General features: G+C 45.8%; 11 protein-coding genes. 9 read left to right on the top strand and 2 right to left on the bottom strand.

Features of this window, described 5'->3' with window-relative positions:
* Positions 1-107 precede the first annotated feature (107 nt).
* The 6 genes from sufB (at position 108) to ACRC32_RS12145 (ending at position 5,977) form a co-directional block, all read left to right on the top strand.
* Positions 108-1,547 (top strand): Fe-S cluster assembly protein SufB, encoded by a 1,440-nt coding sequence (sufB, locus tag ACRC32_RS12170; RefSeq protein ID WP_438554205.1) that lies wholly within the window; start codon positions 108-110, stop codon positions 1,545-1,547.
* A gap of 78 nt (positions 1,548-1,625) precedes the next feature.
* Positions 1,626-2,411: a Fe-S cluster assembly ATPase SufC gene (gene sufC / locus ACRC32_RS12165; RefSeq protein WP_438554204.1), complete on the top strand. Its 786-nt coding sequence runs from the start codon at positions 1,626-1,628 to the stop codon at positions 2,409-2,411.
* Positions 2,411-3,799, top strand: coding sequence for a Fe-S cluster assembly protein SufD (gene sufD / locus ACRC32_RS12160; protein WP_438554203.1), 1,389 nt, complete (start codon positions 2,411-2,413; stop codon positions 3,797-3,799). Before sufC ends, sufD begins: the two co-directional genes overlap by 1 nt.
* Positions 3,800-3,856: 57 nt before the next feature.
* The gene (locus ACRC32_RS12155; protein ID WP_438554202.1) at positions 3,857-5,119 is read left to right on the top strand and encodes a SufS family cysteine desulfurase; all 1,263 of its coding nucleotides are present in this window, start codon (positions 3,857-3,859) and stop codon (positions 5,117-5,119) included.
* 9 nt (positions 5,120-5,128) lie between these two features.
* Entirely contained in the window at positions 5,129-5,512 is a 384-nt protein-coding gene (locus tag ACRC32_RS12150) for a Uma2 family endonuclease (protein WP_438554201.1), read from the top strand.
* 177 nt (positions 5,513-5,689) lie between these two features.
* Complete coding sequence (locus ACRC32_RS12145) at positions 5,690-5,977, top strand: hypothetical protein (protein WP_438554200.1); 288 nt, start codon at positions 5,690-5,692, stop codon at positions 5,975-5,977.
* Between the two features lie 223 nt (positions 5,978-6,200).
* Here the strand turns inward: ACRC32_RS12145 and ACRC32_RS12140 are convergent, their stop codons facing one another.
* A complete protein-coding gene (locus tag ACRC32_RS12140; protein ID WP_438554199.1) occupies positions 6,201-7,670 on the bottom strand; it encodes a response regulator in 1,470 nt (489 codons plus the stop codon).
* Positions 7,671-8,269: 599 nt separating this feature from the next.
* Between ACRC32_RS12140 and ACRC32_RS12135 the strand changes: the two genes are divergently transcribed.
* The 3 genes from ACRC32_RS12135 (at position 8,270) to ACRC32_RS12125 (ending at position 12,192) form a co-directional block, all read left to right on the top strand.
* Complete coding sequence (locus ACRC32_RS12135) at positions 8,270-8,944, top strand: vWA domain-containing protein (RefSeq protein ID WP_438554198.1); 675 nt, start codon at positions 8,270-8,272, stop codon at positions 8,942-8,944.
* Positions 8,945-9,242: 298 nt separating this feature from the next.
* Positions 9,243-10,064 carry a PP2C family serine/threonine-protein phosphatase gene (locus ACRC32_RS12130; protein ID WP_192154411.1) on the top strand — a complete coding sequence of 274 codons (822 nt, stop codon included), beginning with the start codon at positions 9,243-9,245 and terminating at the stop codon, positions 10,062-10,064.
* Positions 10,065-10,071: 7 nt separating this feature from the next.
* Positions 10,072-12,192 carry a tetratricopeptide repeat protein gene (locus ACRC32_RS12125; protein WP_438554197.1) on the top strand — a complete coding sequence of 707 codons (2,121 nt, stop codon included), beginning with the start codon at positions 10,072-10,074 and terminating at the stop codon, positions 12,190-12,192.
* Between the two features lie 31 nt (positions 12,193-12,223).
* Here ACRC32_RS12125 and ACRC32_RS12120 read toward each other — a convergent pair whose 3' ends face one another.
* On the bottom strand, positions 12,224-13,999 hold the full coding sequence (locus ACRC32_RS12120) for a TolC family protein (protein ID WP_438554196.1): 1,776 nt from the start codon (positions 13,997-13,999) through the stop codon (positions 12,224-12,226).
* Positions 14,000-14,089: the final 90 nt, after the last annotated feature.

Below are 14,089 nucleotides of genomic sequence, written 5' to 3'. Positions count from 1 at the left end.
TAGTCACGATTTTTACAATGAGGAAGGTGGGAAGGGGTTAGACCACCCGTCTTTCATCCTTAAAGAGCTACTTCGAGCATTTCAGCCCAACCGAGAGAACACTACCAATGAGTGCAACTGTCAAAACCATTGTCAACCAGCCTTACAAGTACGGCTTTATTACCGACATCGAGGCGGACACCATCGCCCGTGGTCTGAGTGAAGACGTTATCCGCCTGATCTCTGCTAAGAAAGAAGAACCAGAGTTCATGTTGGAATTTCGTCTGAGAGCTTACCGTCAATGGCTGAAGATGACAGAACCTACTTGGCACAGTGTCCAGTATCCTCCCATCAACTATCAAAATATTATCTACTATTCCGCGCCGAAAAAGAAACCAAAGCAACTGAATAGCTTGGAAGAAGTCGATCCCGCATTGCTGGAAACTTTTGAAAAGCTTGGTATTCCCATATCAGAACAGAAGCGTCTATCTAATGTCGCAGTAGATGCCATTTTTGACAGCGTTTCTGTAGCTACTACCTTCAAGGAAAAGTTAGCCAAAGAAGGTGTAATTTTCTGCTCGATTTCCGAAGCTTTACGGGAATATCCAGAGTTGGTACAGAAATATCTGGGTAGTGTCGTCCCAACAGCAGATAATTACTTCGCGGCACTCAACTCCGCTGTATTCAGTGACGGTTCCTTCGTTTATATCCCCAAAAACACCAAATGCCCGATGGAACTGTCTACATACTTCCGCATCAACAGCGGCGATACAGGACAGTTCGAGCGGACTTTGATTGTAGCCGAGGAAGGGAGCTACGTTTCCTACCTAGAAGGCTGCACCGCACCGATGTACGACACTAACCAGCTACACGCGGCGGTGGTGGAACTTGTCGCTTTAGACAATGCTGAAATTAAATACTCTACTGTCCAAAATTGGTATGCTGGCGATGAAAAGGGTAAAGGTGGGATTTACAACTTCGTCACTAAACGCGGTTTGTGTCAGGGAGTGAATTCTAAAATTTCTTGGACGCAGGTAGAAACGGGTTCGGCAATTACTTGGAAGTATCCTAGTTGCGTGTTAGTCGGCGATAACTCTGTCGGTGAGTTTTATTCTGTGGCGCTGACAAATAATATGCAGCAAGCCGATACAGGAACGAAGATGATCCATGTTGGCAAGAACACCCGCAGCACGATTATTTCCAAGGGAATTTCTGCGGGAAACTCTAGCAACAGCTACCGTGGTTTGGTGAAAGTTAACCCGAAAGCACAAGGAGCGCGGAATTATTCTCAGTGCGATTCAATGTTAATTGGAGATAATGCACGGGCGAATACTTTCCCCTACATTCAGGTACAGAATAACACTGCCAAGATCGAGCATGAAGCTTCGACTTCTAAGATTGGTGAAGATCAGCTATTCTACTTCGCACAACGAGGTATTTCTTCAGAAGATGCAATCTCGATGATGATTAGCGGTTTCTGTAAGGATGTGTTTAACCAGCTGCCAATGGAATTTGCTGTAGAAGCCGATCGCCTGTTGAGTCTGAAACTGGAAGGCAGTGTGGGTTAATAAAGTAGGGTGGGCAATGCTCACCCTCAATCAAGGATTCGCGAGTGAATAGAGAGAGCGCAGAGGACGTAGAGAGTAATGATTATTGAAAATAGTGAAATTTTGCTGTCGGTGAAAGACCTGACAGCTGAAGTTGATGGAAATCCAATTTTAAAGGGAGTGAATTTAGAAGTTCGCGCTGGAGAAATCCATGCGATCATGGGACCGAATGGCTCGGGTAAAAGCACTTTTTCTAAAGCCTTAGCAGGACATCCAGCTTATAAGGTAACGGGTGGTGAAGCAATTTTTCAAGGCAAAAATTTACTAGAGATGGAACCGGAAGAACGAGCTAGAACTGGAGTTTTTCTGGCATTTCAGTATCCCTTAGAAATTCCTGGCGTAAGTAATTTAGATTTCTTACGAGTTGCCTACAATTCTCGGCGGAAAGAGCAAGGTTTAGAAGAATTAGATGCATTCGATTTTGACGATTTGATCCAAGAAAAATTGGATGTTGTCAAAATGGATGCGGCTTTCTTAAACCGCAGCGTCAATGAAGGATTTTCTGGCGGCGAGAAGAAGCGAAACGAAATTTTGCAAATGGCACTGTTGGAACCAAAAATTGCGATTTTGGATGAAACAGATTCTGGTTTGGATATTGACGCGCTGAAGATTGTTGCTAATGGCGTGAATCAATTAGCTAGCCCTGAAAATGCCACAATTCTAATTACTCACTATCAGAGATTGCTCAACTACATCGTTCCAGATTACGTCCACGTTATGGCTGGGGGACGGATTATTAAGAGCGGTGGTAAGGAATTGGCGCTTGAATTAGAATCCCGTGGCTACGATTGGGTGTTGGAAGCTGCAACTGGGGTAGGAGTGTAATGAGTATTCAAGTTTCTCCGACAGTTACGAATGGCAGTCATGCTCATGTGTCAGGTGGGGATAACTACCTGTTAGAGTTATTGCAACAATGTCAAAAGGGTGTAGAGACATTACATGTAACGTCTCTACAAGAAATTCGCGATCGCGCCGCTTCTATAATTCGTCAGTCTACTTTACCTACTACCAAAGTTGAAGAGTGGCGTTTTACAGATTTGTCTGCCTTAAAGCAGTTGAACTTTCAGGCTGCGACTCCAGTAGAATTACCAGAAGCGCTGGTTGCACCATTAACATTCCCAGAAGCAGCGAATAGCCGTTTGGTATTCGTAAATGGGGTCTATGCGTCAGAACTATCGGCGATTGGTGATTTACCAAAAGGTGTGGTAGCTAGCAATTTATCAGGATTACCAGCAGAATACCGCGATCGCCTGAACAACTACCTGGCAAAATCTGAGGGAAGAGAAGAAATATTCACAGCTCTCAATACGGCTGGAATGATAGATGTTGCTGTCGTCTGGATTCCTAAGAATGTTATAGTAGAAACTCCAATTCACCTGTTATTTATCGCTAATTCCTTCAGAACGCCAACGATTCAGCAGCCGCGCTGCTTGGTAGTAGCGGAAACTGGTAGTAGCGTCACGCTGGTGGAAGACTACTTAAATCAATTTAATATTGAAGATCCTGAAGAAGGCGAAGCCGAAGTTGGAGAGACGGTATACTTGACCAACGCCGTTACGGAAATCTGGCTGGGAGAAAATGCCCAAGTTCGCCATACTAGAGTTGAGCGGGAAAGCGTAGAAGCATTCCACATTGGTAAAACTGCGATTACTCAAGCACGGGATAGCCGCTACACCTGCAATGCGATTACTTTAGGGGCGAAACTGTCGCGCCACAATTTAGACATCTACCAGACAGGGGAACAGACAGAAACAATTCTCAACGGCTTAACTATGATAGCAGGGCAACAAACAGCCGATACCCATAGCGCGATCGCTCTCAACTATCCTTATGGTATGAGCCGCCAACTCCATAAATGCATTGTCGCTGATAAAGCCCACACTGTATTTAATGGTAGAGTCTTTGTTGCTAAAGCCGCTCAACTTACGGATGCAGGACAACTGAACCGCAACTTACTCCTCTCTCCTAAAGCTAGAGTAGATACCAAGCCTCAACTAGAAATTATTGCCGATAACGTCAAGTGCAGTCACGGTGCTACTGTCAGCCAGTTGGAAGACGATGAAATTTTCTACCTGCAAAGTCGCGGAATTAACGCTGCTGACGCTCAAAATTTGTTAGTTAACGCCTTTGCTGCTGAGATTATTAACCAACTACCAATTCCCTCTTTACAACGAACTTTGCTCAAAGCCGTCATGCTAAGTCATAAGTCGTAAGTCGTAAGTACCCCACAATTACAATCAGGGGTTTATATTCCTACTCTCCATCTAATCATGACTTTTACCCAAGCAAGAACCCTCGCCGATATCGTCCGCGCTGACTTCCCAATCCTGCATCAAGAAGTCAATGGCAAACCCTTGGTGTACCTCGACAACGCCGCCACCTCTCAAAAACCTCTACTCGTTCTCAACACTTTACGGGATTATTACGAGCAATATAACTCCAACGTCCATCGCGGCGTACATACCCTGGCGGCTAAAGCAACCGAAGCTTACGAAGGGGCGCGGGATAAGGTGGCGGCGTTTGTCAATGCAGCGCAGCGAGAAGAAATTGTGTTTACCCGCAATGCTACTGAAGCAATAAACTTAGTTGCTTACAGTTGGGGTAATAGCAATATTCAACGGGGAGATGAAATTATCCTTTCCGTGATGGAACACCACAGCAACCTAGTTCCTTGGCAACTCCTAGCCCAAAGAACGGGTGCGGTGTTGAAGTTTGTCGAACTAACTCTAGAAGAAGAGTTTAATTTAGAGCAATATAAGTCTTTAATTTCCGACAAAACAAAACTTGTGGCTGTGGTTCACGTCTCTAATACTTTGGGATGCATTAACCCAGTACAAGAAATAATTGCGATCGCCCATCAACACGGTGCGAAAGTTTTGATCGATGCTTGCCAAAGCGTACCACATATGCCTGTCAACGTACAGCAAATGGACTGCGATTGGTTAGTAGCTTCCGGTCATAAAATGTGCGCTCCTACCGGAATTGGATTTTTGTATGGAAAACTAGAATTGTTGCGATCGATGCCACCGTTTTTGGGTGGTGGTGAAATGATCGCCGACGTGTATTTAGACCGTTCTACCTACGCCGATTTACCGCACAAATTTGAAGCAGGAACTCCAGCAATCGGAGAAGCGATCGCCCTCGGTGCAGCTGTAGACTATTTAGGGGCGATCGGGATGGATAAAATTTATGCCTACGAATCGGAATTAACGCAATATCTGTTCGAGCAACTCGCTCAAATTTCTGAAGTTCGCACCTACGGACCATTGCCTAAATTAGCAGGTGTGGGTAGAGCTGCATTAGCTTCATTTACAGCTGGCGATGTCCATCCTCACGACTTATCTACTCTATTAGATCAGGCTGGGGTTGCTATTCGCGCCGGACACCACTGCACGCAGCCTTTACATCGTTACATCCATGCTCAGTCTACTGCACGGGCAAGTTTATCTTTTTACAATACCCGCGAAGAGATTGACGTATTCGTTGCTGCTTTGAAGGAAGCGGTAGAATTTTTTGGTAGCATCTTCAGTTAAGGTAAAAGGGTGGGTTTAGCTCACCCAATTGACTCTAAAGCCAGTGGAAACGAGCCAGCAATTAGAGGCAAGCTAAAGTTAGATTTAGGAACCGATCCGCCGCCCGATTTAGCCATTGAAATCGATCTTACTAGTAGTTCTATAAATAAATTTGGTATCTATGCTACTCTAGTTATCTCTGAACTTTGGAAATACGACGGAAAAGAATTAAAATTTTATCAACTAGAAGTAGAGGAATATAGAGAGCGTGATGTGAGTCTTGCTTTTCCTCTTATATCTATTGAAGATATGAGTAATTTTATGCAACAGATTCCCATGCAGGGAGAAGTAGCTTTACTCAAATCTTTTCGAGCTTGGGTAAGGGATAAAATTGTTTATTTGAGCAATGAATAGCAAGTTTACTGAAGTATAGATTTCATGCGATCGCATTATCTTCTATCCTAGCTCAACTCCTCAATTAGGTTATGGATAGCATTCCATACCATACAACAGTGCATAACTCGTTTCAACGGCGGCTAATAAACTTTAGCGCTCCAGCAAGCGCACAAAATAGCCGCGAGGAATGCATTTATGAGCGAGTATACAAACGATGGGCTATCGGGCAACTTAAACGAAAAAGATAAGCGATCGCTCGTACAGAAATATTTACAAAATCCCTTTTCTGTTGCCTGGTCAAAACTAGCAGATCTACTGTATCCAGAAATTTCGCTCGGCGAATCTGCTGAAGAAGTACAGCCGGACACTTCATACCAACCGCAGGAATCCAATTCTATTTGCGATCGCAATTTATATCCTCGGTTTACAGATCGGGTCGATCCTTCCCTTTACTACACGGTTTTCTTCCCTCACCAACGGTAGGGAGCAGCGATCGGTTATCAGTGAAGAAAGGGTGTAGGGTGTAGGGTGTGGGGTGTAGTGAGTGGTGTGGGAAGTGTGGGAAGTGTGGGAGGACACAAGGGAGAATTTTCTTCCCCCTCTCCCTTGTCTCCCTTGTCTCCCCCCTCTCCCTTGTCCCCTCACTCTTCGCTCCGGACTTCGTCCCGCTTCGCTAACACTCCTCGCCCCTACTCTCTACTCCCCTCTAAGTCAAATGCCTAAACACCATTTTGAGAATATCTGGCTGGCTAAAAGGCTTAGTTAAGTAACCTGAAGCACCGACAACTCTAGCTTTGACTCGGTTAATAATTCCTGTATTTGCCGTCACCATAATAATCGGCGTGTCTTTAAATAGAGAATGATTGCGGAGCAAACGACACAATTCATAACCGTCAATTCCTGCCATATTTACATCTAATAAGATGAGATTTGGCTTGACTTTAATAATCTGCATTAAAGCTTTAACAGGATTATCAATTGTAAAAACTGAAAATAAGTCGTCTTCTAAAAACTTTTTCAGTTCCTGCAACATTGCTGGGCTATCGTCCACACAAACAATTTTATACTTATTTCTCGTAGCCGGAGCATCGGGAATAACAGTCGGTGGGGATGTGGGAGTCTCTATATGCGTGGGAGGAACTGGGGGTGTCGTCCGCGTAATCGGGAAGTTAACTGGTGGTTGAGAGCTATGCTTGACTGGCTCTGAGTGTGGCTGCGGAGACTGTATGGGGAGAGATTCTTTCTTTGTCGTAGGGAGCTGCGTCTCTCTGACTGGTTCGCGCTCGAAAGCTTTTGGAGTTGCAGCCAGACGGCGATCGCTAATGTGGCGATCGCGGATATCATCTAGCGGTAAGGGGACTTTTTCCGGTATGACAATTGGTGTTGTTGATGGCGATGCAGTCTGTTCAAAGGTTCTTGGTAATTGGTCAAATGGCGCATAGGGGTCTTGCAACAAAATTGTTCCTGCTGCAATGTACTGGTGTAGGTTTTGCGCCAATTCAAGTTCGTCTTGATTTAATAGAATTGCCAGATGACGAAAACTGAAACCTTTGAGAATCGTACTAAACTTTTGCTGAATTTCCTGCGGAATTTGCTGTTCTAATTTGTGACGGTTAGAAAAATAAAGCCGCTGGTAGGGTGAGAAAATTTCTGGTGCTAGAGCTTGCCACTTTTGCAGGCGCTTTTGACATAGATCGACAATCGGTTGTAGTTCGAGCCGACAAAAAATTTGCTCTAAGTTTGAGTTGCTGCTAAAGTCGTACTGCCCCGATTTAACTAATAAAAACGACTCGATCGTTTCTCCAACCAATTCTGCAACTAATTCTGCTGCTTGTTCGGCATTTAAATATTGATGGTTAACTAACCAACCAATTGCTTGATATTCGGGATTAGTATCTGACCGCTGTTCTGCTTCAGTTTCAAAAATCAAACTTAATTGCGCTCTAGTTTCACTTGTCAACGTCGGTACTTTATAACTGAGGCGATGCAAATGACAGTCGAGGCGATCGAAGGCAGCAATTGAATGGGAAGCATAAGTAATCTTTCCCTCTTCAAGATATACCGACCATGTAACAGCACCGCTAGTCACCTTTAACAAGGCACTATCATAACAACTAGACAAGTGCGCCAATAAACTCAGCGGACTTAACTTCTGAAAGGTTCCACAGCTAGCCATTTAGCACTTAAACCTTTTTCCAAGCGAGCGAATACTTTAACTGACAATGCCTATTTAGCAAAGCCTTAATTTCGAGCAATTTGAGTGTTTTTGTCTGAATCAATTGAGGTAAGAGGATTGAGATAACCTAGTTAAGTTTATTAAAATATTGTAAGCTGTATCTGCTCTTACACCGCTAGAACCCCTGCAAATCATAAAAAATTGACGGAAGGCTAACAGTTTCTATTGACTATAGCGCAATCTATAAAAATTAACCATCCAGTTTACAGTTTTTAGCTATTGGCATATGACAAAGGATTTGGACATATAGAAGAAAAACAATCTGTGGAAAGGTTAAGTAATTTATCGTCTTGGTCTTGTATGCGTAGTTAACTGCACTGATTGTCTGAATTTACTACTGATTTTTCCCTAGTGAAATGAATGCGAGTAAAATACCGGACTGACGCAGCTGAAACTACAGAGATAAAAGAACTAGTAAAGTCAAAGCTGAACTATCATAGATAAATTGTTGTCAATGCCAGCAGCCCATCTACTCAGTCCACTAGTGAGTAAAAGCTACCACATATGTCAAGTAGCTAATCCCCACCTAAATTGTAAGTATGTCTGACCAATTAAGACTTGATGAAGCGGTAGAGTTTGCTGAAAATCCAGAACCTCGCTGTCCTTGCGTATTACTTCTAGATACTTCAGGTTCGATGCAAGGAGCAGCAATAGATGCTTTAAATGAAGGGCTGCGTGCATTGCAAACAGATTTATTACAAAACTCTCTTGCTTCGCGACGTGTTGAGGTGGCGATCGTGGTTTTTGATAGTGATGTCAGAGTTGTACAGGATTTTGTCACTCCCGACCAACTCGATCTACCAGAACTGACAGCCCAAGGCTTAACCTGTATAGGAACAGGAATTCATCGCGCCCTAGACATGATCCAGTCTCGCAAAGCTACGTACCGCGCTCACGGGGTAGCTTATTATCGTCCCTGGATATTTTTAATTACAGATGGAGAACCCCAAGGAGAATCAGAGCAATTAATCGAGCAGGCAAGGCAGCGAATTGAGACAGATGAAGTTAACAAGCATGTAGCTTTTTTCTCTGTAGGTGTAGAAAATGCTAATCTGGAGCGGCTCAAGTACATATCTGTCCGCACTCCACTCAGACTTAAAGGGCTGAGGTTTACGGAAATGTTTCTCTGGTTGTCTGCTAGCATCACAGCCGTTTCTCATTCTCGCCTCGACGAACAAGTAGCATTACCACCTGTGGGGTGGGGAGCAACTTAAACAGGGAGTAGGGAGTAGGGAGTAGGGAGCAGAGAGCAGGGGGGACAAGGGAGACATGGGAGACATGGGGTACATAAGAGAGCTTAGGGAGCTGAGGGAGAAAAAATACAAATGACCAATGACAAATGACAGATGACTAATTACCAAAAGTACATAATGAAAGTGTAAAGAGATGATGAGTAAATTGACGGAACCGTACACATTACCGTATACAAAAGGAGGATTTGTCGAGCGATGCGATCGCTCTAATTGTCCGTTCACCTAAGTTAGGCTAGGAATCAGTAAGGAATCACGATGAATGCGTAACGATGCCCACGATGAGCTATATACAACAGGACAGTTAGATGCTCCTGCTGGGATCCGGCAATGGCGAGTCGCATCCGCCTCAGTTCGAGGTACGAGCCACGAAAAGGTCGGACAGCTTTGTCAAGACGCTCATCATTGGGAAAAGTTGCCCACGGGGGTTTTGGTAGCAGCAGTGGCTGACGGGGCAGGAAGTGCAGCTTTAGGCAAAGTCGGGGCAATTGTCGCCGCGCAAACGGCGGTAGAGACGATTTGTGCTGAAGGCTCTAGACTGCATTTGGTTGACGACGAGCAGGGATGGCAGCGAATTCTGACTCAAGCTCTGGCAGCAGCAAAGACAGCAGTAGAAGCAGAAGCAGCCGTCTGTGGCAAGCAGGCGCGGGAGTTAGCGACGACATTGATTTTAGCCGTTGCTACCCCAGAATTGGTCGCCGCGGTGCAGGTAGGTGATGGCTTGGCAGTAGCGAGCGATCGCGACGGTCAAATTTTTGCTCTGACTGCCGCTCAAAAAGGAGAATATATTAATGAAACAACTTTTCTAGTTTCCCCCCAAGCCTTGGAGACAGTCCAAGTCAACGTTTGGCGGGGAACGACGACAAATATTGCCGTGTTTTCAGATGGGTTGCAGATGCTAGCTGTGAACATGGGCGATGGTTCACCCTACAAACCATTTTTTTCTCCCCTGTTTCAATTTATGGCAGGTGTGGAGGATGAGAGTGAAGCTAAAGAACAACTGGCGGCGTTTTTGCGATCGCCAAGAATTACGGAACGGACGGATGACGACTTGACTTTACTATTGGCGACGCTTGTGAGTTAATTTTGCCATGCGGTTGCAACGAAGCTCCAACAACCAAATTATCACGTTGGACCCCAACTCTAGCCTCGGACATGGGGGAGAAGCCCGTGTCTTTACTGTACCGCAGAACGAGGCACTAGTAGCAAAGGTTTATCACAAGCCTAGAGAGATTCAGGCATCTAAGCTAACGGCAATGCTTGCTAACCCGCCAGATAACCCTATGGCGGGGCAAGGACATATCTCGATCGCTTGGCCTGAAGAGTTGCTGAGGTCAACTGATGGCAGCAATCGGGTTGTCGGCTTTCTGATGCCGCGAGTCAAAGGGATGCACTCCCTACTCGATTTTTACAATCCTAAAACGCGACGGCAAAAATGCCCGTTCTTTAACTACCTCTATCTTCATCGAACTGCCCGTAATATTGCCGCTGCCATGGGAGCGCTGCACGCACGCGGATATTGCGTTGGAGATGTGAACGAATCTAACATCTTAGTCAGCGATACGGCTCTCGTCACCCTCGTAGATACGGATTCGTTTCAAGTCCGCGACCTGCAAACGGCAGCTATTTATCGCTGCGGTGTCGGAAAGCCAGAATTTACGCCGCCAGAACTGCAAGGAAAGAATTTCGGTCAGATCGATCGCGCCCCAGAACACGACTTATTTGGGCTAGCAGTCCTGATCTTCCAACTGCTGATGGAAGGGACTCACCCTTTTTCAGGAATTTATCAAGGTAGTGGCGATCCCCCACCCTATGCAGCACGGATAGCGGCGGGACATTTCACCTATGGCAGCAAGCCAGTACCGTACAAGCCTACGCCGATCGCACCAAACTGGGAGATTTTACACCCCAGTTTGAGGCAGTTATTTGTCAAGTGTTTTGATGCAGGTCATTCTCAACCCCATCTCCGCCCCAACGCCCAAACCTGGCAAGCTGCCCTCAAAGAAGCAGAAAACGCTTTGACAACCTGTAGCGCCAACAATCAGCATCGCTATAGCGATCACCTGCAAAGCTGTCCTTGGTGCGAGCGGGCAGTAAAATTAGGCGGGCGCGACCCGTTTCCGTCCTTGGAGGCAGTCAGACAGAAAAAGCACCTCCAGCCTTTGCCACCTAAGCGTACTCCTCCTGTATATCGACAGTATCGAGCGCTCGATCGCTCTGCCGCTTATTATTCATCTGCCACGCTCAGCAAACACGCACCACTATTTTTAACACTGCCAAGAAGTCATAGAAGGCTGAGCCGCAGAAAGTTCAATCTGATGATGATGGGCACGTTTAGTCTAGGAGCTGTGAGCTTGATCCTGTTGATGCAGGTGTTAAGTGACGTGCAACTGCCCTTTGACAGTCGTTTCAGCGTTACCTCCATCCCCGAACCACCAAGTGACGGCAAAGTAGCAGCAAAAAGCGGCAATAATTTTGTTGCCTACTACAAGCAGGGCGATGCTTATTACAAAGTAGGAGACTATGAAGGGGCTATTGATAATTACGATCGCGCCATCAAGCTTAATCCCAAGGATGCTCAAGTCTATTTAAACCGAGGTAACGCCCTCTACGAAGTTGCCCAGCATAGCGGCGACCCCGACCGTACCTATCGCCGAGCGATTGAAGACTTCAATCGCTCCCTGGGACTCAAACCCAACCAAGCCGAAGCCTATCTCAGTCGCGGCATGGTACGTTATGAAATTGCTCAGTATAGTAAAAATCCCGAAAAAGAATATCAGCAAGCAATTCAAGACTTCGATCGCTCTTTGCAGCTCAACCCCCGTGCTGCCAAAGCACTGGTCAAGCGCGGCATCGTTCACTACAAACTGGCACAGTATAAAGGGGACTTGAGTACGGGCTACAAAGCCGCAATTGCAGATTTTAACCGAGCGCTTAGTATCGACTCCCAAGAAGCAGAAGCCTATCTCAAGCGGGGAATTGTTCGCTACGAGCTAGCTCAGTATAGCGGACAGAGCGATCGCGAAGCAGTAGAAGATTTACAAACAGCCGCTAAACTGTTTCTCAAACAAGGCAATATCGAAGAATATCAACTCGCTTTAGGTAATATTTGCGTTGCTCTCGATAAGAATTGCGATTCCTTCCTGAGGAACCCAGAAAAGTTTATTCTTTCTACCCCGCAATCTCTACCTGGAGAAGGAAAGCCTAAATGAGGAGCGAGGAGCGTTGCTCCTCGCCCCTAGTTCAGCGTTGCTGACCAGAGCTAATTGAGCGTTGAATCTGAGCTAAGGCGCGGTTGTAGTTTAGAATCGCATTGACTCTATCGCCTTCCGCTTGAGTTAAGTCATCCTCAGCATCGATCACTTCTGTTTGCGTCCCTACACCTGCTTGAAATCTGAGGCGTGCCAATCGCAGCGCTTCCCGCGATTGTTCTAATGCAACAGAGGTTGTTTGAATGTTTTCCAAGTTGGACTGCAACTGAGAGAAAGCTTGTTCTACTTCAAAGCGAATTTGGTTACGCTGTCCGGCAAAATTGGTTTCAGCGATCGCAATATCCGCCTCTTCTTGCCTAGCTCTTGCTCTTGCCGCTCCACCATCAAACAAACTTAAGTTTAAGTTTCCTCCTAAAGAGTAGCCATCTTGAAAGTTTGTGTCATCGTCAAAGGTATCGTTCAGGTTATATTGGGCAGCAAGACTAATTCGCGGTCCTAATTCAGCTAAGGCAGCACGCCGTTGTTGTTCGCTAATATTACGCTGTGCTAATTGTTGTTCTAGTTCGGCACGATTTCTAAAAGCCAGTACGATACTGTTTTCTAGGGAGAAGTTCCACTGTCCGGCAACTGCTACCGGATCGGCAGCCGTAACCACGATGGAGTCGTTTAAATTAATTCGCGTTGCAATTTGACGGCGGGCAATTCGTTGCTGGCTTAAGGCATCAGTTAACCTTTGGGTAGCCTGCGCCAACTGCACTTGAGCTTGGAGGACGGCAAAGCGAGTTCCTACCCCAGCTTGTTCTAGGGCTTGGGCATCGCGTAAACTTGCCTGAGCATTGTTGACAGAAGATCGCTGAATCCTTACGTTCTCATCAGCTCGTTGCAATTCGTAATAATCATTGGCAACGTTAAGGCGCAGTTCTTCTTGCGTCCGTTCTAAATCTAACCGATTAAAACGTAACTGTTCTTCAGCAGCGCGAATGTTAGCAGGACGTAAACCAGAAGTGAATAAATCGTAGCTTAGCGATAGATTGCCAGTCACTCGGGTATTATTGGTATCAGTTTGACCGCCAGTTAATTGTTGGAGAAACGATGGTTCCGGTTCTTCGCTAAAAATATTGTTACCTGTATTAGTTACACCTGCACCCAGATCTAGGCGAGGATATTCTGCTGCTAAAGCCTGTCGCAGTTGTGCTTGACTCCGTTCTACGTTCAGCCTTGCTTCTCGCAACTGCGTGTTGTTACGCTGTGCTAGGTCTAACGCCTGCTGGAAAGTAATTGGTTGAGCGCCCACAACCTGTACATCTTCTGGTTTCGTGGGAAATCGCAGCGGATTGGGATTGGGATTGAGATAACTAGGTATTTGAGCCTTACGATCGTTTAACTGAGAATTAGCAGGCGGCTGGGCTGGTTTAGGTTTGGTTGTTGGTTGTTGGCTGATGGTTGTTGGCTGATAGTTGTTGGTAGTTGGTAGTTGGTAGTCATTCTCCTCTGCTCCTCTGCTCCTCTGCTCCTCTGCTTGTCCGTTCCCGACTCCCGACTCCCGACTCCCGATTTTCTGTTTTGCCAAGAGAACTGAGGCTTGGGAATGACGGAACGAGCCGTTTGCTTGCAGGTAAGCTTGTTTGGTAGCTTTAATTGACTGAGTTTTACTAGGTTCAGATTTCATCGCGATCGCGTTATTGACAGATGGAGTTTCGCTCGCGATCGCTGGTGCTGGTTCAATCTTAATTAGCTCGGTTGCTAAGAGTGCTACAGCTAGACTCGAACAGAAGTTACGCACTAGAAATAAATGCTGTTGTTTCACCGCACTTCCTCACACGAAAATTTCAGACACCGAAAGCGACAATGACTCGATCGGTCGCTCCGTAAAAATCATAAATAAAAAATCAAATCA

Source organism: Chroococcidiopsis sp. (genome assembly GCF_051657925.1).
GTDB lineage: Bacteria > Cyanobacteriota > Cyanobacteriia > Cyanobacteriales > Chroococcidiopsidaceae > Chroococcidiopsis.
This window is presented reverse-complemented; position numbering and strand designations above follow the sequence as displayed.

What these genes read in the sequence shown, in the direction of transcription:
- sufB (WP_438554205.1), top strand. Translation starts at nt 108, where the DNA reads ATGAGTGCAACTGTCAAAACCATTGTCAACCAGCCTTACAAGTACGGC.
- sufC (WP_438554204.1), top strand. Translation starts at nt 1,626, where the DNA reads ATGATTATTGAAAATAGTGAAATTTTGCTGTCGGTGAAAGACCTGACA.
- sufD (WP_438554203.1), top strand. Translation starts at nt 2,411, where the DNA reads ATGAGTATTCAAGTTTCTCCGACAGTTACGAATGGCAGTCATGCTCAT.
- ACRC32_RS12155 (WP_438554202.1), top strand. Translation starts at nt 3,857, where the DNA reads ATGACTTTTACCCAAGCAAGAACCCTCGCCGATATCGTCCGCGCTGAC.
- ACRC32_RS12145 (WP_438554200.1), top strand. Translation starts at nt 5,690, where the DNA reads ATGAGCGAGTATACAAACGATGGGCTATCGGGCAACTTAAACGAAAAA.
- ACRC32_RS12140 (WP_438554199.1), bottom strand. Translation starts at nt 7,670, where the DNA reads ATGGCTAGCTGTGGAACCTTTCAGAAGTTAAGTCCGCTGAGTTTATTG.
- ACRC32_RS12135 (WP_438554198.1), top strand. Translation starts at nt 8,270, where the DNA reads ATGTCTGACCAATTAAGACTTGATGAAGCGGTAGAGTTTGCTGAAAAT.
- ACRC32_RS12130 (WP_192154411.1), top strand. Translation starts at nt 9,243, where the DNA reads ATGCGTAACGATGCCCACGATGAGCTATATACAACAGGACAGTTAGAT.
- ACRC32_RS12125 (WP_438554197.1), top strand. Translation starts at nt 10,072, where the DNA reads ATGCGGTTGCAACGAAGCTCCAACAACCAAATTATCACGTTGGACCCC.